This window comes from Hymenobacter caeli (genome assembly GCF_013294115.1).
GTDB lineage: Bacteria > Bacteroidota > Bacteroidia > Cytophagales > Hymenobacteraceae > Hymenobacter > Hymenobacter caeli.
This window is the reverse complement of sequence record NZ_JABSNP010000006.1, coordinates 16,888-41,048: the sequence shown is the minus strand read 5'-3', so window position 1 is coordinate 41,048 and position 24,161 is coordinate 16,888. Positions and strand designations below refer to the sequence as shown.

Here is a 24,161-nt window from a genome sequence, read left to right as displayed (position 1 = left end):
CGACCATCGGGTTTCAACTCCTCACTTTTAACCGCAAAGCCTTGCTACTCCTTGGTAAAATCAAGGTTGTCAATTACCGGGGCCCCGCGCGAGGGCTTTAGCTTGACGTACACGCGGTAGGTGCCGGTGCGGCTCGCGTAGCGGCCCACGGCGTATTGAATGCCCTCGCCGCTGGCCCCCTGGTGAATGAAGTCGAAGCCGGTAGGCGCGTTTTTGGCGAAGAAGTCTTTCAGCACCAGCTCGGCCTGGGTGGCGCTGAAGTTTTGCTTGTCGCCGTCGAAGCTCAGCTCCACGGCCGGGGCCAGGTACTGGGCCAGGTCGTGCGACGAGCCGCCGCGAAGGGCGCTTCGCACGGGGCCCAAATCGGCCTGGGCCTGCGCCGTAAAGCCCACCAACACCAGCAGCCACGCGGCGGCCAGCATCCGCAGTAAAAAGGGTTTCATAAGAAAGGGTATAGAACGGGTTATCGGGTCGGCGGAGGCAGTAGCGAAAACCGGGCCAGTCGGCCCCGAACGGGGCGGACTTACGTGCGCCGGCCCGCGGGGGTTGGGCCCGGGCGCGGCAGTATTTGGGCCGAAAACCGGGGGAGCGGGCCCCGGCCAGCCAACCCTTGCCCCGGGCCCCCGTATCTTTGGGGCATGAACAAACAGGTATTATTGGTCATTCTGGACGGGTGGGGCCTGACCCAGAACACGACCGATTCGGCCGTGGACCAGGCCCGGACGCCCTTCTACGACGAAGTGCTGGCGCGTTACCCCCACAGCACCCTCCAGGCGTCGGGCGAAGCCGTGGGCCTGCCCGAGGGCCAGATGGGCAACTCCGAAGTGGGCCACATGAACATCGGGGCCGGCCGCGTCATCGACCAGGAGCTGGTGCGCATCGGCCGGGCCGTGCGCGAGCGCAAGCTGGGCCAGATGCCTGCCCTGGTGAAAGCCTTCGAGTACGCCCGCACCAACAACAAGCCCCTGCACCTCATCGGGCTGTTGTCCGACGGCGGGGTGCACTCGCACATCGACCACGTGAAGGCCCTCTGCACCATTGCCCACGAGGCGGGCGTGCCCAGGGTGTTCGTGCACGCCTTCACCGACGGGCGCGACACCGACCCCAAGAGCAGCGTGCGCTACATCAACGACCTGGAGGAGCACGTGGAGCGCACCGGGGCCCGGATTGCCTCCGTAGTGGGCCGCTACTACGCCATGGACCGCGACCAGCGCTGGGAGCGGGTGAAGGTGGCCTACGACCTGCTGGTGAACGGCGTGGGCACGCCCTCGCACAACCTGATTCAAACCATTCAGGAACAATACAAAGAAGGCATCACCGACGAGTTTTTGAAGCCCATTGTGAAGACGGGGGCCGACGACCAGCCGCTGGCCGTGATTCAGGAGGGCGACGTGGTGCTGTGCTTCAACTTCCGCACCGACCGGGGCCGCGAGATTACGGAAGCCCTGACGCAGCAGGACTTCCACGCCTTCCAGATGCAGCGCCTGAACCTGCACTACCTCACGATGACGAACTACGACGAGAGCTTCGTGGGCGTGACGCCGGTGTTCGAGAAAGACAACCTGGACCACACCTTGGGCGAGGTGCTGGCCGCCCACGGCAAAACGCAAATCCGCATCGCCGAAACCGAGAAGTACCCGCACGTCACGTTCTTCTTTTCGGGGGGCCGCGAGGCGGAGTTTGCCGGCGAGAAGCGCATCATGTGCCCCTCGCCCAAGGTGGCCACCTACGACCTGCAGCCCGAGATGAGCGCCGCCGACCTGCGCGATGCCCTGGTGCCGGAGCTGCAAGCCCAGGCCGCCGACTTCGTGGTCCTCAACTTCGCCAACCCCGACATGGTGGGCCACACCGGCGTGTTCGGGGCCGTGGTGAAGGCCGTGGAAACGGCCGACGCCTGCGCCCGCGCCGTGGTGGAGGCCGCCCGCGCCGCCGGCTACGCCAGCCTCATCATCGCCGACCACGGCAACGCCGAGTTCATGCGCAATGCCGACGGCTCGCCCAACACGGCCCACACCATCAACCTGGTGCCCTGCATTCTGGTGGACGACGACTACCGCGGCACCCTCGCCGACGGCAAGCTGGCCGACCTGGCCCCCACCATCCTGGCGCTGATGGGCCTGCCCCAGCCCGCCGAGATGACCGGCCTGAACCTGCTGCGCCCCGCCGGTGCGTAGCGCCCGGTGGGCGGCCGGCGCGGCGCTGCTGCTGGCCGGCTGCGGGGGCCCCGAAGCGGCCGCGCCCCGCGCCGCCGGGCCCCTGTACTTCGACGTGAAGGGCCTGCTCGACCAGCAGATTAAGCAGCTCGACCAGGCCCACGCCGCGGCCCTCAAGTACGTGCGCCTGCGCGGCGGCCCCCCCGAAACCGTGCGCGTGCCCGCCGTGCGCTGGGCCGACGAGCTACAGCTGTTTTTCCAGGCCGACATCAACAAAGCCGCCTTGCGCGGGGCCTACGCCGTGGATTCGGCCCGGCTGCCCGACGGGCGGCTGCGCCGCACCTACACCCGCCTGCCGGACCACGACATCGCCCCGGTAACCCGCCTGAACGTGCTCAGCGCCGGGGCCGCCCCCGAGGAAATCACGGCCGACGTGGAGCAGCAAAACGCGCTGTTCACGGCCCACAAGCACCTGCGCCTCGACCTGCGCCAGGGCCGCTTGGCCGGCTACGCCGTGCAGGGCACCCAGAAGCTAGTGCTATTCGACACGCTGCGCTACGCGGCGGCCGGGCAGGTGCAGTAGGCCAGGCCGGGCAGCGGCCGCGCGTTGCCGGCCGGTTTTCAGTGGGTCATATACTTCTTCAGCGATTAGCGGGCAGCCGGCGAAAAAGCCGGCAGCCCACGCCCGGGGCGCTACTTGTGCTCGTAGGCGCCTACCGTATAAGCCGCTCGGGGCAGGTTGCGCAGGTCGCGGGGGGGCTTGCTGCCGAACGTGGGCCCTAGTTTGAGGGCCGGCGAGGTGGCTTGCAGTGAGTAGTCGTATTTGCCGCCTGCGTTGGTCGGCGAGCGCAGAAACAGCGGGTCGGCGAGGGAGTTGCCCAGCGCGGGGTCTAGCAGGCCGGGATTGCCGGGCGTGGCCAGCACGGTACCGGCGTAGTAGGTGGTGCGTAGCACCGAGTTGCGCACCGTGAGCGAGCCGCGGTAGGCGTCGTTGTCGTCAAAGAACAGTTCGTCGGCAATCGAGCCCCACATGATGCTGTTGCGGAGGGTGATTTGCGGAGACGACGGGGTTTTGTCGTCGGCGTCGGTGGATTTATCGGTGAACGTCAGCGAATTCGTCTTGCGCAGGAAAGCCGGCGTGTAGTTGGCGATGGTGCAAAAATTGACGTCGTACACCCCGCCGTACCCCAGGATGGCGTATTCGCCGCAGTTGGTGAGCAGGCAGTTGGTGGCCGCCACGTTGCCCCCGAGGCTGATGATGCCGCCCCCGGTATCGAGCGAAACGGCCGACTGGGCGGTGCTGGCAAACGAGACGTTGGCCCCGGAAATGTTCTTGATAACCGTGTTGTCAACGGCTACGCCGGGGCGCGGCAGCGTCCTTTTCGGGTTGAGCAGCAGCAGCCCGTAGGTGGCGTTTTTAATTTCCGCGTAGCGGATGCGGTTGTCGTGGCTGGTGGGCGTGAAGAAAATGCCGCCCCACTGCCCCGGCACATCGGCGTAGAACGGTTCGAGCCGGTCGCCGGCGAAGCGCACAATGTTGGCGTTGGTATCCTTCACGGTGTCGGTGGGCGCGAAGGCGTTGGGCTCGGTCAAGTCGTTCACCAGCAGCTGCCCATCGACTTGCAGCGTGGCCCCGGCGTGCGAATACACGCGGGCCCCCCGGGGAATGCGCAGCGTGACGCCCTGCGCCACTACCACCCCGCCGATGTACGTCTGGCCCCCGCTCACAAAGCTGCTGTTCACGATGACGTGGGGCTTGTCGGTCTTCCAGGTCGTATTCTGGCCGATTACCTCGCCGTAGTGGAAGTAGGCATTCTGGCCGTAGGCCACCAGCTTCACGTTCTGGGCGTTGCCGTTGGTGAGGAAGTTGAGCTGGTCCGTTACCAGAAACTGCTTGGCGGCGGTGGCCGTGCCGTTGTCGCCCACCGTGGCCCGCACCAGCACCAGCAGGCTGTCGTTGCCCCGCACGGTCACGCCGCTGGCCCCGGGCCCCGCGTCGCCGTTGATAACCAGCGCGTACGGGCTCGTGCCCAGCCCGCCCAGGCTGATGTCGGTTTTCAGGGCCCCGCGGTTGCGGTTGTACACCCACAGCCGCTTCGTCACCGTGCGCACCGTGGTGAACACGGTGTCGAACAGTACGGTGTCCTGCACAAAGCTCAGGCTGCCCGAGGTTTGCACCAGGTCTTCCTTGGGCTCGCAGCCCGGCAGCAGCGCCGACAAGCAGCCGAGGAGAATGAAGGCGAGGAAAAAATGGCGCATGAAGGGGGTTGGTGCGTGGGGGCCCTGGCCCGGGGGAACCTCACCCCCGGCCCCTCTCCTGCGGAGAGGGGTGCCAGTACCTGAACGGGCAAATTCAACAAGCAAATTGAACGCACCCCTCTCCGCAGGAGAGGGGCCCGCCCCGTAGGGGTTTCGTGAGGTTCCCCCGGGGCCCCGTTATTTCCTCTACGACACGCCCACCTTCAGGCGCTCGGCGCTTTCGGCGATGCGCAGGTTTTCCACGAAGTCGTCCACGTTGCCGTCCATCACGCTGGGCAGGTTGTGCACGGTGTAGCCGATGCGGTGGTCCGTCACGCGGCCCTGGGGGTAGTTGTAGGTGCGCACCTTGTCGCTGCGGTCGCCGCTGCCAATCATGCTCTTGCGGATGGCCCCTTCGGCCTCGTTCTTCTTGGCCAGCTCAATCTCGAAAATGCGCGAGCGCAGCACTTGCAGCGCCTTGTCGAAGTTCTTGAGCTGCGACTTCTGGTCCTGGCACTGGGCCACGAGGCCGGTGGGCAGGTGGGTGAGGCGCACGGCCGAGTAGGTCGTGTTCACCGACTGGCCGCCGGGGCCGCTCGACATGAACAGGTCCTTGCGGATGTCGTTCATGTCCAGCTCGATGTCGAACTCTTCGGCTTCGGGCATCACCACCACCGAGGCCACGCTGGTGTGGATGCGGCCCTGGGTTTCGGTGGCCGGCACGCGCTGCACGCGGTGCACGCCGCTCTCAAACTTGAGCTTGCCGTACACGTCCTCGCCCTTCACGGCCAGGATAATTTCCTTGTAGCCGCCGGCGGTGCCCTCCATGGCGTCCACCAGCTCCATTTTCCAGCCCTGCTTTTCGGCGAAGCGCAGGTACATGCGCTGCAAGTCGCCGGCGAAGAGCGCGGCCTCGTCGCCGCCGGCTCCGGCCCGGATTTCCATGATGACGTCCTTCGAGTCGTTGGGGTCTTTGGGGATGAGCAGGTCCTTGATGGCCGACTCCAGGCGGTCCTGCTCGGGCATCAGCTCGTCCAGCTCGGCCTTGGCCATCTCGCGGAAGTCCTCGTCTTTTTCGGTGGAGATAACCTGGCGGGCGTTTTCAATGTTGCTGAGCACCTGCTGGTAATTGCGGTACTCGACCACAATTTTGCCCAAGTCCTTGTACTCTTTGTTCAACGACTTGTAGCGCTTGAGGTCCGACATGACCTCGGGCTGCATCAGCTCGTGGTTCACGTCTTCGTACCGCAGGCGGATGGCTTCTAATTTGTCCAGCATTGGGGTGGTCGAAAAAAATAGTCTGTAGGTTTGCAAAGATACTGGATTCAAACAGCGCCGTTTGGGTCGGGCGTTCCTTCTTGCCGCGGTGCGGCAAAAGCACGCAGCCGGCCGGCGCTGTCGGGCCCGGTGTCGGCCGCCCTGCTCTTTGCCGGCCCATCCACCCGGCCCCATCCCCAACCGCCACCTTAAATGCAAGTGCTTAAATTCGGAGGCACGTCCGTTGCCTCCGCGGAAAACATCGAAAAATCGTGCGCCATTGCGCTCCATGCCCTGGCCGGGGGCCCCGTGGTGATGGTGGTATCGGCCCTGGGCGGCACCACCGACGCCCTCATCGGGGCGGGCCGCGCGGCGGCCAGCGGCGATTCCCGCTACCGCGAGGCCCTGGCCCAGCTGCAACAGCGGCACCTGGCCGCCGCCCAGGCCCTGCTGCCCCCGGCCGGCCAGCCCGACGTCACTGCCACGCTTACCCAGGGCTTTTCGGAGTTGACGCAGCTCTGCGACGGCGTATTTGCCCTGGGCGAGCTGTCGGCCCGCACCCTGGACCGGCTGATGAGCTACGGCGAGCTGCTTTCTTCACAGCTGGTGTGCGCAGTCATTGGCGGTAAAACCCCAGCCGCGTGGGCCGACGCCCGCCAGCTCATCCGCACCAATTCGTGCTTCGGGAAGGCCGAAGTGGACCCGGCCGCCACCCGGCAGCTGGTGCAAGCCTTCGGGCAGAAACACGCTCATGCACTGTGGGTGGTGCCGGGCTTCATCGGGGCCGATGCCGAGGGCACGACGACGACCCTGGGCCGGGGCGGCTCCGACTACACCGCCGCCCTGCTGGCCGCCGCGCTCGACGCCGACAAGCTCGAAATCTGGACCGACGTGAGCGGCATGATGACCGCCGACCCGCGCCTCGTGGCGCGGGCCCGGCCCATCGCCGGCATCTCGTACCAGGAGGCGATGGAGCTGTCGTACTTCGGGGCCAAGGTGCTCTACCCGCCTACCATTCAGCCCGTTATGGAGCGCGGTATTCCGCTCTGGATTAAAAATACCTTCGCCCCGGCCGACTACGGCACGCTGGTGGAAGTGGACCCGCCGCACAGCCCCGACGTGGTGCGCGGCCTCTCCAGCATCGGCCAGCTGGCGCTGCTCAACCTGGAAGGCAGCGGCATGGTGGGCATCCCCGGCTTCTCGAAGCGGCTGTTCGAGGCCCTGGCCCGCAAGCGCATCAACGTGGTGCTCATCACCCAAAGCTCGTCGGAGTACTCGATTTGCGTGGGCGTGGCCGCCGCCGACGTGCCCGCCGCCCGCGCCGTAGTCGATGCCGAGTTTGCCCCCGAAATCGGGGCCGGGCGCATCGCGCCGCTGCGGCCCGAGCTGGGCCTGGCCATCGTGGCGCTGGTGGGCGAAAACATGAAGAACCACCCCGGCATCAGCGGCCGCCTGTTCGGGGCCCTGGGGCAGAACGGGGTCAACATCCGGGCCATTGCCCAGGGCTCGTCGGAGCGCAACATCTCCACCGTCATCCGGTCGGAAGACGTGCCCAAGGCCATCAACGTGCTGCACGAGGCCTTCTTCGAGCCGGCTTATAAACAGGTGAACCTGTACGTGTTGGGCCCCGGCAACGTGGGCGGCAAACTGCTGGCGCAGCTGGCGCAGCAGCAGGCGCACTTGCAGCAGCAGCTGGGCCTGCAGGTGCGCGTGGTGGCCATCGCCAACCGCCGCCACTGCGTGGTGGACGAAAACGGCCTGGACCTGGCCACCTGGCCCGCCGCCCTGGCCGCCGCCGGGCCCTGCACCCTGGACGAGTTTACCCAACTCATCTTAAGCCGCAACCTGCGCAACTCCATTCTGGTGGACGTGACGGCCAACCCCGCCGCGGCCGACCACTACGCCGCCCTGCTCGAAAAGAGCGTGGCCGTGGTGGCCTGCAATAAAGTAGCCGCCTCCTCGGCCTACGCCAACTACGCCCGCCTCAAGGGCCTGGCGCAGGATTTTAACACCCGGTTCCTGTTCGAAACCAACGTGGGCGCGGGCCTGCCCATCATCGGCACGCTCGGCGACCTCACGCGCAGCGGCGACGTGGTGCGCCGCCTGGAAGCCGTGCTCTCGGGCACCCTCAACTTCGTGTTCAACAACTACGACGGCAGCCGGCCCTTCGCCGAGGTGGTGCGCCAGGCCCAGGCCGAGGGCTACACCGAGCCCGACCCGCGCCTGGACCTAAGCGGTACCGACGTGGCCCGCAAAATCCTGATTCTGGCCCGCGAAGCCGGCCACCCGCTGGAAATGAGCGACGTGCAAATCGAGTCGTTCCTGCCCGCCTCCTGCCTGGAGGGCGACGTAGAAGCTTTTTATGAGCAACTGGCTGTGCACGAAGCCCACTTCCGAGCCCTGTACGACGCGGCTACCGCCGCCGGCAAGCGCCTCAAGTTCGTGGCCCGCTACGCCGACGGCACCGCCGCCGTGGGCCTGCAAGCCGTGCTGCCCAGCCACGACGTGTACGAGCTGCGCGGCAAAGACAACATCGTGCTCTTCTACACCGACCGCTACAGCGAGCAGCCGCTGGTGATAAAGGGCGCGGGGGCCGGCGCGGAGGTCACGGCGGCCGGCGTATTTGCGGATATTATTCGCGCCGCCCGGCTTTAATTTTTACTCAACACTGATGTCTCCTTACTTAGTGCAGCTCCGCAACAAGGTCGGCCATGACCTTCTGCTATTGCCATCTGTGACCGTTTTAGCCTTTAACACAGAAGGGCAGGTTCTACTCGTGCGACACGCCAATAACAATGTATGGGTAGCCCCGGGCGGCATGATAGAAGTAGATGAGACACCGGAGCAGGCTGCTCGAAGAGAAATGCGGGAAGAAACCGGCTGCGAGGTAGAGCTGCTAGGAATACTTGGGGTGTACGGCGGGCCTGCCTTTCGAGTACGGTACCAGAATGGAGACGAAGTGGCCTACGTGATGACTGTTTTTGAGGCACGAATTACCGGCGGAGAGCTGAAACCAGACGGTCAGGAAACGTTAGAAACCCGTTTCTCTTCTTATTCTGACAGCCAAAATCTCACAACAGGCGACTGGTTGCCAGAGGTATTGCAAGACGTATTTGCCAGAAAAATGCCCCGAAGCAGCTAGGTAAGCTTTAACAACAACTGGCGAACATTTCTTATGCCCCTCCCCGATTCCGTTCTCGTTCACTCGCCTGCTACGCTCTCCAACCTAGGCTGCGGCTTTGACGTGTTTGGCTTGGCGCTGGCCGCGCCTTACGACACCATCCGCCTGCGCCGCACCGAGGCCCCGGGCGTGCGCATCCGGCACCTCGACGGCTACGGCCTGCCCACCGACCCGGCCCGCAACGTGGCCGGCGTGGCGCTGCTGGCGCTGCTGGCCGCCGTGCCCGAGGCCGTGGGCTTCGACATGGAAATCACCAAGGGCATTATGCCCGGCAGCGGGGTGGGCAGCAGCGCGGCCAGCGCGGCGGGGGCCGTGGTGGCGGCCAACGCCTTGCTGGGCAACCGGTTCAGCCAGCTGGAGCTGGTGGAGTTTGCGATGGCGGGCGAAGCCGTGGCCTCCGGGGCCCGCCACGCCGATAACATCGCGCCGGCCATTTTCGGGGGCTTCACGGTGGTGCGGGCCCTGGAGCCGGCCACCGACATCGTGGCCCTGCCCGCGCCGGCGCTGTGGGTGGCCGTGGTGCACCCCCAAATTGAGATTAAAACCAAGGACGCCCGCCAAGTGCTGCCCGTCGCCGTGCCGCTGGGCCTGGCCGTGCGCCAGTGGGCCAACGTGGCCGGCCTGGTGGCCGGCTTCCTCACCGCCGACTACGCCCTGGTTGGCCGCTCGCTCGGCGACTACATCGTGGAGCCGGCCCGGGCCCCGCTCATCCCCGGGCTGGCCGAGGCGCGGCGGCGGGCCCTGGCGGCGGGGGCCCTGGGCGGCGGCATCTCGGGCTCGGGGCCCTCGCTGTTCATGCTGAACCGCGACGAGGCCACTGCCCACGCCGTGGCCGAGGCCCTGGGCAGCGTGTTTGCCGAACTGGGCCTTGCGTTCAACCTGTACGTGGGGCCGGTGGCCGCGAAAGGGGCCCACGTGGTGGCCGAGTAGCCCGGTCATCCCGTTAATTAACAGTTTGTTAATTAACGGGATGACCGGTGTTTCGGCTGTACATTCGCCGGTTGACAAATCCCTGAACGCAGGATTTTAACTGTTTTTCTATCGCGCCACTTCTCCCCCTGATGCAGTACTACAGCCTCCGCCGCCAGGCCCCCCCGGTTGACTTTCGTACGGCGGCCATCACCGGCCAGGCCCCCGACGGCGGGTTGTATTTTCCGGAAACCATCCCGCGGTTTGGGGCCGACTTTCTGCGCGAGCTGCCCGGGCTGGACCGCGCCGACCTGGCCCTGGCCGTGATGCGGCTCTACGTGGGCGGCACCATCCCCGACGCGGACCTGCGCGCGATTTGCGCCGCGGCCGTGGACTTCCCGTTTCCGCTGGTGCCGGTGAGCCCCGGCATCGCGGCACTGGAGCTGTTTCACGGGCCCACGCTGGCGTTCAAGGACGTGGGGGCCCGCTTCATGAGCCGCTGCCTGGGCTACTTCGCCCAGCGCGGCGACGCCCCGCCCATGACGGTGCTGGTGGCCACCTCCGGCGACACCGGCGGGGCCGTGGCCAGCGGCTTTTTGGGCGTGCCGGGCGTGGAGGTCGTCATCCTCTACCCCCGGGGCAAGGTGAGCCCGGTGCAGGAGCTGCAGCTCACCACGCTGGGCCAAAACATTACCGCCCTGGAGGTTAGCGGCACTTTCGACGACTGCCAGGCCCTGGTGAAGCAGGCGTTTCTGGATGCTGAGCTGGCGGCCCATCGCGTCCTCACCTCGGCCAACTCCATCAACGTAGCGCGGTGGCTGCCCCAGCAGCTGTACTACTGCTTCGCGGCCCAGCAGTGGCCGGCCGGGGCCGCGCCGCCCGTGGTGAGCGTGCCGAGCGGCAACTTCGGCAACCTCTGCGCCGGGCTGCTGGCGCGGGCCTCGGGCCTGCCGCTGGGCCATTTCATCGCCGCCTGCAACGCCAACGACCCCGTGCCGCGCTACCTGCGCTCGGGCACCTACGCGCCGCTGCCGGCCGTGGCCACCCACTCCAACGCCATGGACGTGGGCGACCCCAGCAACTTTGTGCGCGTCCTGGAGTTGTTCGGCCACGACCACGGGGCCCTGCAAGCGGCCCTGAGCGCCGAAACGGTGAGCGACGCCGACACGGTGGCCACCATCTTGCGAGTGTGGTTTGAAAACGGCTACCTGCTCGATCCCCACGCCGCCGTGGCCTACGCCGCTTTGCTTCGCCACCAGGCCCAGCACCCCGAAGGAGCCGGCTTCCTGCTGGCCACGGCCCACCCCGTCAAATTTCCCGACGTGGTGGAGCCCATCATCGGCCAGCCAATCGAGTTGCCCGAAGCCGTGCGCCACTTACAGGGCCGCCCGAAGCAGAGCGTACCGATAGGGGTGGATTTTGGGGCCCTGAAAGCGTTTTTGCTGCGGTAGGCACCGCAAAAAACCGGCCCTTTCGGGGGCGAAACCTGCGGGTGCAATCACTCCGGATTTCGCCCCCGAAAGGGCCGGTTTTATTTACACCGGGGCTTACTTCGCGGCCAGGATGTCAATCATCTCAATGGCTGGAGCCACCGAAAACAACTCCTCCGCGTGGGCCATGAGGGCAGCGGCTACTTTGCCCCCGAGGTGGGCTTTGCGGCCGGCATCTTCGGCAAACGTGTCGAAAATGCCAAACGTGGACGGGCCCATCTGAATGCCGTACCAGGTCACGGTGTCGGGCTCTTCCATCACGAGGGCCAGGCCGCCGCGCAGGAAATCGGCCACGGCCTGCTCTTTTCCGGGCTTGGCTTCGAGCCGTACCAATAATCCTACTTTTACCATGATGCGGGGGTTTGGGGGGTGAGGAGTGACTGTGCAGCTACGCAGTTTTAAGGGTCGTAGTTTGGGGGCCGGCCAGGAAAAGACCGAGAATTCACGCGGTACCCGCCGGCCTCGTTGCAGGTGACCAACTGCGAAACTTAATTTTTAACCTGGCAAAACTCCGCGCTAATGGCTCGCGCACAAGGTTTCGCCAAGTGAAAATCAAGTTTCGCAAAGCTGTTTCTACTACGGCGCAACGGCCCGCACCAGGCGCGGCCGCCCGAACATGTCCGCCACCCCGCGCACCTCCGCGTAGCCCTGAGAAACCAACAGCGCCTCGGTTTCGGCGGAAAGTGCCTCGTTGATTTCCAGGTAGAGGCCGCCGCCGGGGCGCAGCAGCACGCGGCCCAGGGCCCCCAGGCGGCGGTAGAACAGCAGCGGGTCGGCGTCGGGCACGAACAGGGCCCCGGCGGGCTCCCAGTCCAGCACGTTTTCGCGCATCTGGGCCCGCTCGCTTTCGCGCACGTAGGGCGGGTTGCTCACCAGCGCGTCCAGGGCCCCGGGGGCCAGGCCGGCGGGGCCGGCTTGCAGGATATCGACTTGCTCGAACACTACCTGCGGCGCGTAGCGGGCCCCGTTGCGGCGGGCCACGGCCAGCGCGGCTTCCGAGCTATCGACGGCCAGCACCCGCGCCCGGGGCAGGGCGCGGGCCAGCGCCAGGGCCAGGCAGCCCGAGCCGGTGCCCACGTCGAGCACCGCGCGGGCCCCGGGCTGCGCGGCCACCACCAGCCGCGCCAGTTCCTCGGTTTCGGGGCGCGGGATAAGGGTGGCGGGCGTCACTTCCAGGTCCAGGCCGGCGAAGTGGGCCGTGCCCAGCACGTACTGTACGGGCTCGTGGGCCAGCAGGCGGGCTTGCAGGGCCGGCAGTTGCTGCTCAACCCCTGGCGGCACCGCCTCCTGGGCCCGCATCCGGCGCTGGAGCGCGTCGAGGCCCAGCAGGTGCTCGGCCACCAGCGCGGCGATGGCGGCGGCCTCCGGGGCGGGGTAGGCGGCGGCCAGGGCGGCGGCGAGGCGGTCGGTGAGGGCGCGGGTGGTCATCGGGCAAAAGTAGGCCGGGGCGGCGGCGCGGTTACTTTTGCGGCATGGCCGACGACCTTCCCGACGACTCCTTGTTCATGCGCCGCGCCCTGGATTTGGCGCTGCTCGGCACCGGCTACGCCCGGCCCAACCCGCTGGTGGGCTGCGTGGTCACGCACCGGGGCCGCATCATCGGCGAGGGCTGGCACCGGCAGCACGGGGGGCCCCACGCCGAAGTAAACGCCCTGGCCAGCGTGGCCGACCAGTCGTTGCTAAAGGAAAGCCGCGTGTACGTGACGCTGGAGCCCTGCGCCCACCACGGCAAAACCCCGCCCTGCGCCGACTTGCTCATCGCCCACGGCGTGCCCGAGGTGGTGGTGTGCAACGACGACCCGTTTCCGCTGGTGGCCGGGCGCGGCAACGCCAAGCTGCGGGCCGCCGGGGCCCGAGTCGAAACCGGCCTGCTGGCCCCCGAAGGCCGCTGGCTCAACCGGCGCTTTTTTACTTTCCACGAAAAAAAGCGGCCCTACCTGGTGCTGAAATGGGCCGAAACGGCCGACGGCTTTTTGGCCGGCCGCTACTTTCAACCGGTGGCCATTAGCGGGCCCCAGGCGCGGCTGCTCACCCACCAGTGGCGGGCCGAGGAGCAGGCCATTCTGGTGGGCACGCGCACGGCCCTGCACGACAACCCCCACCTGAACGTGCGCGACTGGCCCGGCCCCAACCCGCTGCGCGTGGTGCTCGACAAAAACCTGTGCCTGCCGCCCGCCCACCACGTGCTCGACGGCCACCAACCCACCCTCTTCTACACCTACCGCCAGCGCCCCGACGCCCCCAACCGCGCCTACGCCACCCTCTCCGAAGCCGACGACCTGCTGCCCCAAATCCTGGCCGACCTCTGGCAGCGCCAGGTGCAGTCGGTGCTGGTAGAAGGGGGCCCCACGGTGCTCAACGCCCTGCTGAACGCGGGGCTGTGGGACGAAATCCGGGTGTTCCGCAGCCCCCAGAAGCTGGGGGCCGGCGTGGCCGCCCCGCGCCTGGGCCTCAGCGGCTTGCGTAGCGTGGAAAACGTTGGCGACGACGAGCTGTTTCGCTACGTGAATTGGTAGCGTGCGAACTTTGCGGCTCGCGGCTCCGCGCCACCCATTAGCCGCCAATTACTTGCCCTAACTAACGTACCCTAACGCTTCTAACGCAAACGGCAACGTTCGCGCTGCTTAAATATGGCCGAAACCCTCGCCCTCACCGCCGCCACCAAGGCCGCCCGCTACGCCGAGCTGCTGCCCCAAATCGACGCCCTCACCGCCGGCGAGTCCGACCTGACCGCCAACCTGGCCAACACGGCCGCCGCGCTGCGGCAGGCGTTCGGGTTTTTCTGGGTGGGCTTCTATTTGGTGAAAGGCGACGAGCTGGTGCTCGGGCCGTTCCAGGGGCCCATTGCCTGCACCCGCATCCGCAAGGGGCGGGGGGTGTGCGGCGGCAGCTGGGCCCAGGCCCGCACCCTGCTCGTGCCCGACGTGGAGCAGTTTCCCGGCCACATCGCCTGCAGTTCCGATTCGAAGTCAGAAATTGTGGTGCCCGTCCTCAAAAACGGCGAAGTAGTGGCCGTGCTCGACGTGGACAGCGACCAGCTCAACGATTTCGACGCCGACGACCAGGCCGCCCTGGAGCAACTAATGCAGCGGGCGGCGCAGTGGTTTTGAGGCGGCTACTCAAGCGGTAGCCCGGCCCGTTGGACAGCGCTCGCGCGGAGGGGCACCCGGTACCCGTTGAGTTGCGGCCCGGGCTCAAGGGGCCTAAACTGGCGGCCTCAGAACGACCAAGCGGGCCGGTACGTTTTGGCCATTCATACCATAACCGCTTCCCTAATAACCTCAGCAGTAGCTTTTAGGAATAAACAAAAGTGCCGCGCCGGGCTTTTGGTCTCGTACTTCCACACAACCCCCCGTTTCCTCATGCGCAAGCAAACGTTGTTCACCGCCTTTCTGGGATTGTTGCTGCTGCTGGGCACCCAGCTGACGGCCGCTGCCCAGGCCACCAACAAAGACTTGGCCGGCAGCGCCGCCGTCTCGCCCGACCACACCACCCTGCTGAAGGCGCTGCAAGCCGCCGGCCTGGCCGATAAAGCCAAGGACAAGGGCCCTTACACCGTGTTTGCGCCCACCAACGCAGCCTTCGATAAGCTGCCCGCCGGCACGGTGGACAACCTGCTACTGCCCGCGAACAAGAAAATGCTCAGCGGCATTCTCACGTACCACGTGGTGCCGGGCATCCACAAAGCCGCTTCCCTCAAGGACGGGCAGAAGCTCAAAACCGTGGAAGGCGAGATGCTGACGGTGAAGAAACAAGGCGAAAGCGTGATGATCGTGGACGTCAAAGGCGGCTCGGCCACTGTGGAAAAAGCCGACATCATCGCCACCAACGGCGTCGTGCATTCCATTGATGCTGTGCTGATGCCCAGCAAGTAACTGGAACTCACAAGCAAGTAAAAGGCCCGGCTGCTCGATGAGCGGCCGGGCCTTTTTGATTTAAAACCAATGCTTAATCTTTCTCGAACACCTTCACCACGAACACGAAATCCTGGAGCTTTTTGATTTGCTGGGGGCGCGGGGTACCGGCCAGGTGGTTGTAGCGGGGCAGGCGGTAGGGCTCGATGGGCTGCTTCTTGGCCAGCGAATCGACGAGGCGCAGCAGCAGCGACGATTTGGTGGCGAAGGCCGCGCTCTGGGCGTCGCTCTGGCGGCCGCTCACCACACCGATCAGGTTGCCGCGCTCGTCGAGCAGCGGCCCCCCGGAGTTGCCCGGGTTCACCGGAATGCTGACCTGGTAAAAGGCCGTGTCGCCGCCGAAGCCCGAGCGGGCGCTCAGGGCCCCCTCGCCGTACACCACGTCGTCGCGCGGGTAGCCGAGCGTGAACACCCGCTCGCCCAGCTCGGCCTGCCCGGCCTTAAAGGTGTAGGGCAGGCGGCCGAAGCCGTCGAAGCCTTTGTCTTTGATGCGCAGGATGGCCAGGTCGTGGGCCCGGTCGGCGTACACGGTTTCGGCGTGGTAGCGCTGCTGGTCGTGGCCTTCAATCAGCAGCGAGTCAGCTCCTTGAATTACGTGGTAGCTCGTCACCAGGTAGCCGTCGGCGGTGAGGGCGAAGCCCGTGCCGCTGAACTTGCCGCTGTTGGTGGGCGTTGCGGTGGCCCCGTTCTTACCGTCGACGCTGCGCAGCTGCCGGGTCAAGTCCCGCTGGGTGCTTTGCAATTGATTTATTTTCAGGCGTAGCACCTCGTAGCCATAAAGCGACGGCTTGGTGTTGGCGTTGCGCCACAAATCCAGGCCCAGTAGCGAGGCGAACACGGCCAGCACGGCCACCGAGGCCGCCACGCCCACCGTGGCCCGGTGCCCGCTCCAAAACTCGCGCAGCACCCGCTCGGTGCGCGAAATGCGCAGCAGCGGGTTCACGGTGGCCCGCAACGCAGGTGCTTTGGCAACCGATTGCTTCTCTGCGGTTTCGGCCACCATTGCGGCGTGCAGGCCGTGGAGCTGCCGGCGCAGGGCCTGGCGCTGGCCGGTGGCCCGCAGCGTGGCCGTCATCTCGCCGAAGTCGGCGTAGCGCAGGGCCAGGGCGGGGTCGGCGGCCAGGCGGGCTTCGAGGCCGGCCCGGGCGGGCGCGGCCAGCTCGCCGCGGTCGTAGGCGTCAAATAAGGCGTAGTAATCGGCTTCGGTTTGCATAACAGGGGCTCATTTAACGATTATCAATCATTATTTAACAATTCCGGTGTTTAGCGCGTGGAAACGGGCAACGGCCACCTGTTAAATGTTGATTGATAACTGTTAAATGACTAGAGAGGGGCTTCCTTGTAGTGGGCAAAAAAGAGTTTTTTGAGGCGCACGAGGCATTTATATTTTTGGTTCTTGGCGTTGTCGGCGTTGGTGTAACCGAACTCCGCCGTCAGGTCCTGCATGGACCGCTCCCGCAGGTAATAGCCTTCGAGCAGCGCCCGGCAGGGCTCGCCGAGGTGGTCGAGGGCCTCGCTCATGGTGTCGAAGCGGCGGTCCTGTTCCTCGGCGGCGAGCAGGTCGTCCTCGGCCCCGGTGTGGTGCAGGGGGCCCAGGTCGTCGTCTTCCTGCAAGCGCACGCCGAAGCGGCTTTTGCTGGTGAGGCGCTTGAGCCAGAGCCGGCGGCACACGGCGTAGAGGTAAGTTTTGATTTGGCAGCTCAGCTCCAGGGAGCCGTCGCGCACCTTCTCGTAAAATACCAGCACGCCTTCCTGGTACACGTCCTGGGCGTCGTCGTCCGAGCCGCTGTTTTGCAGCACGAAGTGCGACACCATGGGCCAGTGCAGCCGGTAGAGCTGCGCCAGCGCCCGCTCGTCGCCGCCGCGGATGGCGGCAATTAAAACTTCGTCGGACGCGGGCACCAAGGGAGTCGAAAAAGAAAAAGAAGAGTCGCCTCTGCTCATTCGCTTTGGGGGTTAATACACGGATGGGGGAGAAGTAACCCGCCGAAAAAAAAGTTTTGCCGGGCGGGTTACCTTTTACGGAAAGGCGGATAAAGGGCAGTTACCCGTTAAACTTTTCAAAAATACCCCAACATGAACAAGCTCGTTAAATTTGCTGCCCTGGGCCTCGCCCTCACCGCTGGTCTGTCGTCGTGCGAGTCGAAGACCGCCGAAACCACCACCACCACCCCGGCCACCACCGAAACCAGCACCACGGCTACCACCGACACCACCGCCATGGCCGCTCCTGCTGCTGGCGCTCCTGCCGCTGACGGCGCCATGGCCCCGGCCGCGGCTCCCGCCGACGGTGCCAAAATGGACGGCGCTATGGCTCCGGCCGCTGGCACCACCACCACCACCGAAGTGAAAAAGTAATTAGCGGGCGGGCCGCACCGCCCGCCGCTTAATTACCCATCCGGGCCGCCCGGTTTTCCGCAAGGAGAGCCGGGCGGTTTTTTGTGCGCCCGCCTCAGGCCACCAGGGCCAGCAGGTCGGCGGCGATGCCGGGCCAGGGCTGGTGCAGGTCGAGGGTGGCCACGCGCACGGGGTGGCCGCCGAGGGTGTAGCGGGCGTCGAGCGCGGGCGCGGGGGCCGGCGCGGCGGGGTACAGCAGGATGCCCTCCAGGGCCTGGCCGGGGGCGGGGCGCTGGTTTTGGAGGTAGGCGTAGAGCTGGTAGAGGTGGGGGGCCACGAGGCGCTGGCGGTCGTAGCGCGGGCGCAGCGCAGCGGCGTAGTACTTGGTGTCGAGGATGATTTTGCGGGTTGGGCTTTCGAGCGTCGTGTCGGTGAGCATGGTGGGCAGCAGTTCCAGGGCGGCGGGGGCGGCGTCGGCCACCTGCCAGGCAATGGTTTCGGCAAATACCCGGTACTGGCGCTGCTCGCGCCGGTAGAAGTTGCGCACGAACTGCTCGAAGAGCCGCGCCATCAGGGCCTCGTCACGCCGAAAATCCAGCACCCGCCCTGCCCCAGGGGCCCCGGGCGCGGGCAGCGCGTGCCGCCAAATCAGCTCGCACAGGTGCAGGGCAAACGCCGCCTCGCCCCCCGGCCGCTGCCGGTGCAGGGCCCCGAATACCGCCGCCGTGGGGGCCGCCGCTGCCCCCGCTACGTCGCCGGGTAAGCGCCGCCGCAGGTGCTGCACTTCGCGCCGCAGCGCCACGGGCAGGCTGGGGCGGGCGGCCAGCGCGGCCAGCGTGGCGGCCAGCAAGCGGGCCAACGGCGCGTCGGGCCCCAGCTCGGCGAAGCGGCACAGGGCCCGGCCCTGCGGCAGCAGCCCCCGGGCCAGCGAGGGCCCCAGCTCGACGCGCCCGCGCAAAGTGCCCAGCACTTCTTGGCGCTCCTCAAAGGCCAGCGGCAGGCCCGTGCGCAGCAGCCGGCGCGTGGCTTGCAGCAGCAGTTGCGTAAGTAGCTCCAGCGGCCGGTGGAAGGGCGCGGCCCCGCCCGGAGCCCAGTCGGCGGGCGCGGGCAGGCGGTTCCAGGCGTAGCACAGCAGGTAGTAGAGCGTGGCGAGCGGAACGGTGGGGGCCATGTGGGGGAGGCGGCTGGGTTACGAAAGGGTGCGTGGTCTGCCTAGCGTATTTGAAATTTAATTTTTCCATTTGCTTCTCAGATAAAGCACTCACCATAACATACGTTCTTGGACACTTCGCGGAATCAAGGACGGGGTTTGGCTTCTGTCCGGGGCGCGGCCGGCGTGGTATTTTGGTGGAGACCAAGCTCCATTTTGGGCGTTTACGAAACTCACCCCATCAGGCATTTAGTGAACTTTGAATCGTAGACGAGTTTCTTAAACTCGTACCGACTCGTAGTGAGCACCTAAACATTTGGTATCGGTTGATTCCTGCCGTTTAAAGAAAAGAGCGTTAAAGAATGGTCCGGGGGGGCCTTTATGGCAGGCTGTCCGGGACTGGAATCAGTGCGAACCAATAGCAGACCAAAAAAAGGGCCGTGGTCATTCGCAATCGAAAGCCTCCCGTAATTCGCCCAGAAGCGCGGCATTGTGCTCGTACGCCTCGCGCAGGAAGTCGTAGAGTTGCCGGTGTTCTTCCGTCGGCAACAGCCGTTGCAAGGCCTCTAAAGCCGCGATAGATTCGCCTTCGGGGGCCGCGTACCGCACGTAGCCGATGAGTTCCGCTTCGAGCAATCGGGCCAGCGGCGCCTCCCATCGCTGGATGACGTTGTAGATGAGATTAATAATCCAGATGCCATCGTTAGGGTCGGTCGCGAACACCCGGCGCAGGGCCGGGACTATCGGTGCACCCATGGCCACCAACACGTCCGCAACATAGGGCGCAGCAGGCCAATTCAGGTCCTGCAAGTGCACCAGCAATGGTGCCGCGTACGGCACCAACCGGCTCACAGGCAAGTGCCGCATTACCAGGCCCGCCTGCCAGCTTTTAACGTACTGGGTGGAGGTCAATTCCTCGATTTGAGCCTCGGATAGAGCATCAAAAAGCTGCAGAGCCTTCCTCTCCTGTTCCGCCGTGAACGAGTGTTCTATGGACTCGAGTAGATGCGTGAGGGTTCTCATAGCTCAAATTAAAACGGTGGTTAGAATAGGCTGATAACTCCTTTTACATACTGTGAACGGTCATTTATTAAGTACGTAAAAGGTTGATTTCGGCAACTGCTTTCCGGCCCTAAAGCGAATCATATTCTAGAAAGCTTTCATAACGCTATCCCCGCGCTCAGCAATGCGGCCCATCCCCCCCTTCCCGCTACTCCAATACCCCCCGCAGCTTGCGCAGCTGGGCGGCAGCCGTGGCGGGCTCGTCGCGCCAGTAGTCGGCCAGCAGGGGGGCTATTTCCTGGTCGATGACGAGGCGTAGCCACTCTGCTGCGTTGGGTAGGGGGCCGGGCGGGGGCACGAAGTAGCTGTGGCCCAAGGCAAACTCGGGGCCCAGGCCGGGGTCGTCGCTTATCGTTTGGTTGAGGGCCGTGAGGCGGGCGGTGAGGCGCCCGGCCAGGGCGGTGGGCACGCCGTGGGCGGCCAGCAGGGCCCCCAGCCGGGGCCCGAACTGCGGGCGCAGCTCCACCACGGCGAAGCGGCGGCGCAGGGCGTAGTCGAGCGGACTGAGGGAGCGGTCGGCCAGGTTGAGGGTGGCGACGACGAACAGGTTGTCGGGCACGAAGAAGCGGGGCGCGTCGGGCGGGGCGTAGGGCAGGCGCAGGGCGTGGGCGGGGCCGCGCTTGTCGGCCTCCAGCAGGCCCAGCAGCTCGCCGAAGATGCGGGCCACCTGCCCCCGGTTCAGCTCGTCAATCACCAGTACGTAGGGCCGGGCGGGGTCGGCGGCGGCGCGCTGGCAGAGCAGCGGCAGCACGCCCGGTACCAGCCGGAATTGCCCCTGCGCATCGGGCCGGAAGCCGAGCACGAAGTCCTCGTAGCCGTAGCTGGGGTGGAACTGCACCAGCTCCAGCCGGCTCTCGTCGCGGGCCCCGAGCAGTAGCCAGGCCAGGCGGCGGGCCAGAAAAGTTTTGCCGGTGCCGGGCGGGCCTTGCAGCAGCAGGTTGCGGCGGCGGGCCAGGCCGGCCAGGGCCGCGTCCAGCTCTTCCTCCGAAATCAGCAGCTCGGCCAACGCCTCTGCTTTGGCGTAGGGCGCGGGCGGGGGCCCGGCCGGCGCGTACTTCGCCTTCGGCTCGGCGGCAACTGGCATGGGCTCGGGGCCCCCGAGGTAGAGGCCGTCGGCCGATTCGGCGGCGTCGGCGGCGTGGCCGGGGGCCAACACGGGGCGCTTGGTGCTGATGGTGAAGTCGAGGGCTTCAAGGGCGGTGTTGGTGGGCGTACCGGCGGGGTGGGGCCAGCGGGCGGCGGCGTCGCCGGTGGCCAGGCGGTGGGCCCACTCGGCCACGGCCCGGGGCGGGTAGCGCCGGCCGCGGTACACCAGCTCGTACACGGTGCTGGGCGGCAGCGCCGCCCCGGCCCGGTCAATCTGCCGCAGGGCCCGCAGCACCAGCTCGCGGGTGAGCGGCGCGGTGGGCGCGGCCGGTTCGGCAGGTTTGGGGCGGGGAGGGGCCATGCGGCAAAGTAAGAAGCTGTTGGGGTTCGCGGCCGCGAGGGGCAACGACGCCCCAGGCGCCTGAAGCCTGCACGGCTTGCCCGGGCACTATTCAAGTATGATGTCCACCCCCGAAATGCCAGGATGCGTTTCTACGCCGTTCTGAGAATCGAAAATGCAACCCGAATAGCTTTTAGCGCTTGGCAGGGCAGCGGCGGCTGGGAGGCGGGACATTTGGCCGTCAGACAAAAGAGTCCCGCAGCCAAACGGCCACGGGACTCTTTTGTCTGACGATTGACCGTAAATGCCGTGGGCCTACCGGGCCACCGTGAAGGTGCGCGTCACGGAGTTGTAAGGCCCCGGGATGAGGGCTCCGCTGTTATCGACCAGCTCCAGCTTCACGGTGTTTTCGCCGGCGGGCAGGCCTTCCATCTGGAAGGGGGCCCACTTGTCGAGCATAAATTCGGTGCCGTTGATGGTGGCCCGCACCTTGTTGCCGGCCGGGTCGAGGGTGGTGTTCACCAGGTAAAAATCGAGCATGATTTTTTTGGCGTCGGCCCCCGTATACGTGTCTTTAGGCCGGCTGTAGAACAGGTTGGGCTTGGTCACGTCGAGGATGGGCGTGGCGGGTGCAGGGCCGTTGCCCACGTTGATGACGCGCAAGTCGTAGGCCCCGCGCTGCTTCAGGCTCTCGTGGTACGAGCGCGAGAGGAAGGAAAGCACCACGTGCTGGCCGTCGGGAATGGGCTTGGCGAACGTGGTTTCGTAGTGGGCGGTGTAGGGCTGGTTGTCCACGATGTTGTGGATGTGCTGGCCCTTGGCCGAGTTGGCCATCTGGGCCATTTCGGGCCCCCCGCTCATCTTAGTGAGCAGGAAGTTGCTGACCTGGTAAACGAAGCGCACGTCGCCGCTGGGCACCGTGGCCCCCGCCACCGGCGAGGTGAGGCGCATCTGGGCCTCGGGGAACTTGGGCGAGTCGTTGAAGGGCGTAAGGCGGATGCCGTTTTTCTCCATCCCGTCGGCCGCCAGGGAGTTGCGCTGCGAGTCGGTGGGGGTGGTGATGGGCACGGAGCTACCCGTGGAGGCAGCGGCGTCGGCCGTCGATTTGCTGGTGTCGCAGGCGGTGGCGGCGAGCAAGGCCAGGGCCAGCGGTAGGCCCGTGGGCAACCAAGTAGCGAAGCGGTGTTTCATAAGGAGAAGAGGCGAAAGAAGTAAGCGCGACGGGAGAACGAATGCGTAAAGAACGCAATACTTTGGCATTGGTTGGCGCGGGCCGCCGGAAACCAACCGGCCCCGCCGGCGGTTTCTTAACTTGCGGCCCGGCGGCGTGCCCGCACGCCGGCCGGTTACCTACTCGTTTCATCCTCTGCTTTTTGGCCATGCAAGACCAACTCCTGGACCAGATTCCGTCTCTCGACCTCGCCGATTTCCGCTCCGGCGACCCGCAGCGCAAAGCCCACTTCGTGCAGCAGCTCGGCGAAGCTTACCAAAGCATCGGCTTCGTCGCCCTCAAAAACCACGGCCTGAGCGATGCCCAAACCAAGGAGCTATACGCCAACGTGCAGGCCTTTTTCCAGCTGCCCGACGCGGCCAAGCAGGCCTACGAAAAGCCGGAGCTGGCCGGCCAGCGCGGCTACATCAGCAAGGGCAAGGAGCACGCCAAGGGCCGCAACACCGGCGACCTCAAGGAGTTTTACCACGTGGGCCAGGAGGTGGAAGACGCCACCGACCCCGTGAAAGGCGAGTACCCCGACAACATCTGGCCCCAGGAGGTGCCCGGTTTCCACGACAGCACCTTCACCGCCTACCGCACCCTGGAGGCCGCCGGCCAGGACGTGCTCCGCGCCATTGCCCTGTACCTGGAGCTGCCCGAAAACTACTTCGACGACAAGGTGCGCCACGGCAACTCCATCCTGCGCCCCATCCACTACTTCCCCATCGAAGACCCCGACGCGGTGCCGGCCGACGCCGTGCGGGCCGCCGAGCACGGCGACATCAACCTGATAACCCTGCTGATGGGGGCCAGCGCCGACGGCCTGCAAGTGCTGCGCCGCGACGGCCACTGGATTCCCATCACCGCCCTGCCCGACCAGATTGTGGTGAACGTGGGCGACATGCTCCAGCGCCTCACCAACGGCGTGCTGCGCAGCACCATCCACCGGGTGGTGAACCCGCCCCGCGAGAAAATGAACACCTCGCGCTACAGCATCCCGTTCTTCATGCACCCGCGCTCCGAAATGAGCCTGGCCGCCCTGCCGCACTTGGTGACGGCCGACAACCCCAAGAAAGAAGCCGACATCACGGCCGGCGAATTCCTGAACGAACGCCTAATTGAGCTGGGTTTGAAAAAAAAGTAAGTCTTTGGGGCGGCATAAAATAAAAGCGGCTTGCTCCACCTGGAGCAAGCCGCTTTTATTTTATGCCGCCCCGGGCGCGGGCACGGCAAACGTGTTGAGCAGTGCGCTGACGGTCATGTAGTTGCCGGCCAGGTAAACCATGTCCACCACGCCCTTGGCCCCGAACGTCTCCACGGCCCGCTGGTAAAGCGGCTGGTCCACGCGGTGCGCGGCCACCAGCTGGTGGGTGAAATCGTAGGCGACGCCTTCCGCGGCCGACAGGCCGGTGGGGCGCTGGCCGGCCGCCAGCGCCTGCACCGTGGCCTCGTCGAAACCGGCTTTTTGGCCCACGGCGAGGCGGGCGTACAGCTCGTAGTCGGCCTTCCACACCGCGCCCACGCAGAGAATGACCACTTGGCGCACTTTCTCGCTGAGGGCGGTGTGGGCGGTTTCGGCCTCGGTGAGGTCGAGGGTGGCCTGGCTGATGAGCGGGCTGAAAAGCATCGGGTTGAAGGGCCCGATGAGGCGGCCGTCGGCGGTGTCGGCCCGGAAACCGGACTTATTGGCCCAGCCCACCATTTTATCGACCAGCGCGTGGTAGAGCTTTTTTTGGTCGGCGTCGAGGTCGGCGGACCAGAGCAGCGGCAGCCGCCCGCCCAGGGAATGGTCGGGAGTAGGCATCATCAGTTACAAAGAAGTGGTGGGTGC

Annotated in this window: 23 protein-coding genes; 11 read left to right on the top strand and 12 right to left on the bottom strand. The window is 66.0% G+C overall.

The window, feature by feature from the left end:
* Positions 1-44 precede the first annotated feature (44 nt).
* The gene (locus tag HNP98_RS07980; RefSeq protein WP_173809539.1) at positions 45-443 is read right to left on the bottom strand and encodes a DUF4783 domain-containing protein; all 399 of its coding nucleotides are present in this window, start codon (positions 441-443) and stop codon (positions 45-47) included.
* 195 nt (positions 444-638) lie between these two features.
* On the opposite strand from HNP98_RS07980, the gene gpmI reads away from it, so the two are divergent.
* The gene (gene gpmI / locus HNP98_RS07975) at positions 639-2,174 is read left to right on the top strand and encodes a 2,3-bisphosphoglycerate-independent phosphoglycerate mutase (protein WP_173809538.1); all 1,536 of its coding nucleotides are present in this window, start codon (positions 639-641) and stop codon (positions 2,172-2,174) included.
* Entirely contained in the window at positions 2,167-2,736 is a 570-nt protein-coding gene (locus tag HNP98_RS07970) for a hypothetical protein (protein ID WP_173809537.1), read from the top strand. The genes gpmI and HNP98_RS07970 overlap by 8 nt, the downstream gene beginning before the upstream one ends.
* Before the next feature lie 110 nt (positions 2,737-2,846).
* Here the strand turns inward: HNP98_RS07970 and HNP98_RS07965 are convergent, their stop codons facing one another.
* Both HNP98_RS07965 and prfA read right to left on the bottom strand, forming a co-directional pair.
* On the bottom strand, positions 2,847-4,412 hold the full coding sequence (locus tag HNP98_RS07965; protein WP_173809536.1) for a hypothetical protein: 1,566 nt from the start codon (positions 4,410-4,412) through the stop codon (positions 2,847-2,849).
* Positions 4,413-4,598: 186 nt separating this feature from the next.
* Positions 4,599-5,669 carry a peptide chain release factor 1 gene (gene prfA / locus HNP98_RS07960; RefSeq protein ID WP_173809535.1) on the bottom strand — a complete coding sequence of 357 codons (1,071 nt, stop codon included), beginning with the start codon at positions 5,667-5,669 and terminating at the stop codon, positions 4,599-4,601.
* A 192-nt stretch (positions 5,670-5,861) separates the two neighbouring features.
* Here prfA and thrA point away from each other — a divergent pair, with 192 nt between their 5' ends.
* The 4 genes from thrA to thrC all read left to right on the top strand — a co-directional run bounded on the left by thrA (position 5,862) and on the right by thrC (position 11,189).
* Entirely contained in the window at positions 5,862-8,303 is a 2,442-nt protein-coding gene (gene thrA, locus HNP98_RS07955; protein ID WP_173809534.1) for a bifunctional aspartate kinase/homoserine dehydrogenase I, read from the top strand.
* A gap of 16 nt (positions 8,304-8,319) precedes the next feature.
* Entirely contained in the window at positions 8,320-8,790 is a 471-nt protein-coding gene (locus HNP98_RS07950; RefSeq protein WP_173809533.1) for an NUDIX domain-containing protein, read from the top strand.
* Between the two features lie 33 nt (positions 8,791-8,823).
* A complete protein-coding gene (locus HNP98_RS07945) occupies positions 8,824-9,759 on the top strand; it encodes a homoserine kinase (RefSeq protein ID WP_173809532.1) in 936 nt (311 codons plus the stop codon).
* A 131-nt stretch (positions 9,760-9,890) separates the two neighbouring features.
* On the top strand, positions 9,891-11,189 hold the full coding sequence (gene thrC / locus HNP98_RS07940) for a threonine synthase (protein WP_173809531.1): 1,299 nt from the start codon (positions 9,891-9,893) through the stop codon (positions 11,187-11,189).
* Positions 11,190-11,285: 96 nt separating this feature from the next.
* On the opposite strand, the gene HNP98_RS07935 is transcribed toward thrC, so the two are convergent.
* Together HNP98_RS07935 and prmC are read right to left on the bottom strand one after the other, a co-directional pair.
* Positions 11,286-11,579, bottom strand: a complete 294-nt coding sequence (locus tag HNP98_RS07935) for a putative quinol monooxygenase (protein ID WP_173809530.1) — start codon at positions 11,577-11,579, stop codon at positions 11,286-11,288.
* Between the two features lie 225 nt (positions 11,580-11,804).
* On the bottom strand, positions 11,805-12,656 hold the full coding sequence (prmC, locus tag HNP98_RS07930) for a peptide chain release factor N(5)-glutamine methyltransferase (protein ID WP_173809529.1): 852 nt from the start codon (positions 12,654-12,656) through the stop codon (positions 11,805-11,807).
* 44 nt (positions 12,657-12,700) lie between these two features.
* On the opposite strand from prmC, the gene ribD reads away from it, so the two are divergent.
* From ribD to HNP98_RS07915, 3 genes are all read left to right on the top strand, one after another.
* A complete protein-coding gene (gene ribD, locus HNP98_RS07925) occupies positions 12,701-13,744 on the top strand; it encodes a bifunctional diaminohydroxyphosphoribosylaminopyrimidine deaminase/5-amino-6-(5-phosphoribosylamino)uracil reductase RibD (protein WP_173809528.1) in 1,044 nt (347 codons plus the stop codon).
* A gap of 114 nt (positions 13,745-13,858) precedes the next feature.
* Positions 13,859-14,338 carry a GAF domain-containing protein gene (locus HNP98_RS07920; RefSeq protein WP_173809527.1) on the top strand — a complete coding sequence of 160 codons (480 nt, stop codon included), beginning with the start codon at positions 13,859-13,861 and terminating at the stop codon, positions 14,336-14,338.
* 252 nt (positions 14,339-14,590) lie between these two features.
* Positions 14,591-15,103, top strand: coding sequence for a fasciclin domain-containing protein (locus tag HNP98_RS07915; protein ID WP_173809526.1), 513 nt, complete (start codon positions 14,591-14,593; stop codon positions 15,101-15,103).
* Between the two features lie 73 nt (positions 15,104-15,176).
* Here HNP98_RS07915 and HNP98_RS07910 read toward each other — a convergent pair whose 3' ends face one another.
* Both HNP98_RS07910 and HNP98_RS07905 read right to left on the bottom strand, forming a co-directional pair.
* On the bottom strand, positions 15,177-16,355 hold the full coding sequence (locus HNP98_RS07910; protein WP_173809525.1) for a S1 family peptidase: 1,179 nt from the start codon (positions 16,353-16,355) through the stop codon (positions 15,177-15,179).
* Positions 16,356-16,465: 110 nt separating this feature from the next.
* Complete coding sequence (locus HNP98_RS07905; protein WP_173809524.1) at positions 16,466-17,086, bottom strand: RNA polymerase sigma factor; 621 nt, start codon at positions 17,084-17,086, stop codon at positions 16,466-16,468.
* A gap of 132 nt (positions 17,087-17,218) precedes the next feature.
* Here HNP98_RS07905 and HNP98_RS07900 point away from each other — a divergent pair, with 132 nt between their 5' ends.
* Positions 17,219-17,500 (top strand): hypothetical protein, encoded by a 282-nt coding sequence (locus tag HNP98_RS07900; protein ID WP_173809523.1) that lies wholly within the window; start codon positions 17,219-17,221, stop codon positions 17,498-17,500.
* Between the two features lie 94 nt (positions 17,501-17,594).
* On the opposite strand, the gene HNP98_RS07895 is transcribed toward HNP98_RS07900, so the two are convergent.
* The 4 genes from HNP98_RS07895 to HNP98_RS07880 all read right to left on the bottom strand — a co-directional run bounded on the left by HNP98_RS07895 (position 17,595) and on the right by HNP98_RS07880 (position 22,308).
* Entirely contained in the window at positions 17,595-18,650 is a 1,056-nt protein-coding gene (locus HNP98_RS07895; protein WP_173809522.1) for a 5-methylcytosine restriction system specificity protein McrC, read from the bottom strand.
* A gap of 423 nt (positions 18,651-19,073) precedes the next feature.
* Complete coding sequence (locus HNP98_RS07890) at positions 19,074-19,652, bottom strand: DUF5071 domain-containing protein (protein ID WP_173809521.1); 579 nt, start codon at positions 19,650-19,652, stop codon at positions 19,074-19,076.
* 187 nt (positions 19,653-19,839) lie between these two features.
* Positions 19,840-21,138 carry an McrB family protein gene (locus HNP98_RS07885; RefSeq protein WP_173809520.1) on the bottom strand — a complete coding sequence of 433 codons (1,299 nt, stop codon included), beginning with the start codon at positions 21,136-21,138 and terminating at the stop codon, positions 19,840-19,842.
* Positions 21,139-21,432: 294 nt separating this feature from the next.
* A complete protein-coding gene (locus HNP98_RS07880; protein WP_173809519.1) occupies positions 21,433-22,308 on the bottom strand; it encodes a hypothetical protein in 876 nt (291 codons plus the stop codon).
* A gap of 188 nt (positions 22,309-22,496) precedes the next feature.
* On the opposite strand from HNP98_RS07880, the gene HNP98_RS07875 reads away from it, so the two are divergent.
* Positions 22,497-23,474, top strand: a complete 978-nt coding sequence (locus HNP98_RS07875; protein ID WP_173809518.1) for an isopenicillin N synthase family dioxygenase — start codon at positions 22,497-22,499, stop codon at positions 23,472-23,474.
* A 60-nt stretch (positions 23,475-23,534) separates the two neighbouring features.
* Here the strand turns inward: HNP98_RS07875 and HNP98_RS07870 are convergent, their stop codons facing one another.
* Entirely contained in the window at positions 23,535-24,137 is a 603-nt protein-coding gene (locus HNP98_RS07870) for a carboxymuconolactone decarboxylase family protein (RefSeq protein WP_217425695.1), read from the bottom strand.
* Positions 24,138-24,161 lie beyond the last annotated feature (24 nt).

Coding starts and splice junctions, on each gene's coding strand:
- HNP98_RS07980 (WP_173809539.1), bottom strand. CDS start 443: ATGAAACCCTTTTTACTGCGGATGCTGGCCGCCGCGTGGCTGCTGGTG.
- gpmI (WP_173809538.1), top strand. CDS start 639: ATGAACAAACAGGTATTATTGGTCATTCTGGACGGGTGGGGCCTGACC.
- HNP98_RS07965 (WP_173809536.1), bottom strand. CDS start 4,412: ATGCGCCATTTTTTCCTCGCCTTCATTCTCCTCGGCTGCTTGTCGGCG.
- prfA (WP_173809535.1), bottom strand. CDS start 5,669: ATGCTGGACAAATTAGAAGCCATCCGCCTGCGGTACGAAGACGTGAAC.
- thrA (WP_173809534.1), top strand. CDS start 5,862: ATGCAAGTGCTTAAATTCGGAGGCACGTCCGTTGCCTCCGCGGAAAAC.
- HNP98_RS07950 (WP_173809533.1), top strand. CDS start 8,320: ATGTCTCCTTACTTAGTGCAGCTCCGCAACAAGGTCGGCCATGACCTT.
- HNP98_RS07945 (WP_173809532.1), top strand. CDS start 8,824: ATGCCCCTCCCCGATTCCGTTCTCGTTCACTCGCCTGCTACGCTCTCC.
- thrC (WP_173809531.1), top strand. CDS start 9,891: ATGCAGTACTACAGCCTCCGCCGCCAGGCCCCCCCGGTTGACTTTCGT.
- HNP98_RS07935 (WP_173809530.1), bottom strand. CDS start 11,579: ATGGTAAAAGTAGGATTATTGGTACGGCTCGAAGCCAAGCCCGGAAAA.
- prmC (WP_173809529.1), bottom strand. CDS start 12,656: ATGACCACCCGCGCCCTCACCGACCGCCTCGCCGCCGCCCTGGCCGCC.
- ribD (WP_173809528.1), top strand. CDS start 12,701: ATGGCCGACGACCTTCCCGACGACTCCTTGTTCATGCGCCGCGCCCTG.
- HNP98_RS07920 (WP_173809527.1), top strand. CDS start 13,859: ATGGCCGAAACCCTCGCCCTCACCGCCGCCACCAAGGCCGCCCGCTAC.
- HNP98_RS07915 (WP_173809526.1), top strand. CDS start 14,591: ATGCGCAAGCAAACGTTGTTCACCGCCTTTCTGGGATTGTTGCTGCTG.
- HNP98_RS07910 (WP_173809525.1), bottom strand. CDS start 16,355: ATGCAAACCGAAGCCGATTACTACGCCTTATTTGACGCCTACGACCGC.
- HNP98_RS07905 (WP_173809524.1), bottom strand. CDS start 17,086: ATGAGCAGAGGCGACTCTTCTTTTTCTTTTTCGACTCCCTTGGTGCCC.
- HNP98_RS07900 (WP_173809523.1), top strand. CDS start 17,219: ATGAACAAGCTCGTTAAATTTGCTGCCCTGGGCCTCGCCCTCACCGCT.
- HNP98_RS07895 (WP_173809522.1), bottom strand. CDS start 18,650: ATGGCCCCCACCGTTCCGCTCGCCACGCTCTACTACCTGCTGTGCTAC.
- HNP98_RS07890 (WP_173809521.1), bottom strand. CDS start 19,652: ATGAGAACCCTCACGCATCTACTCGAGTCCATAGAACACTCGTTCACG.
- HNP98_RS07885 (WP_173809520.1), bottom strand. CDS start 21,138: ATGGCCCCTCCCCGCCCCAAACCTGCCGAACCGGCCGCGCCCACCGCG.
- HNP98_RS07880 (WP_173809519.1), bottom strand. CDS start 22,308: ATGAAACACCGCTTCGCTACTTGGTTGCCCACGGGCCTACCGCTGGCC.
- HNP98_RS07875 (WP_173809518.1), top strand. CDS start 22,497: ATGCAAGACCAACTCCTGGACCAGATTCCGTCTCTCGACCTCGCCGAT.
- HNP98_RS07870 (WP_217425695.1), bottom strand. CDS start 24,137: ATGATGCCTACTCCCGACCATTCCCTGGGCGGGCGGCTGCCGCTGCTC.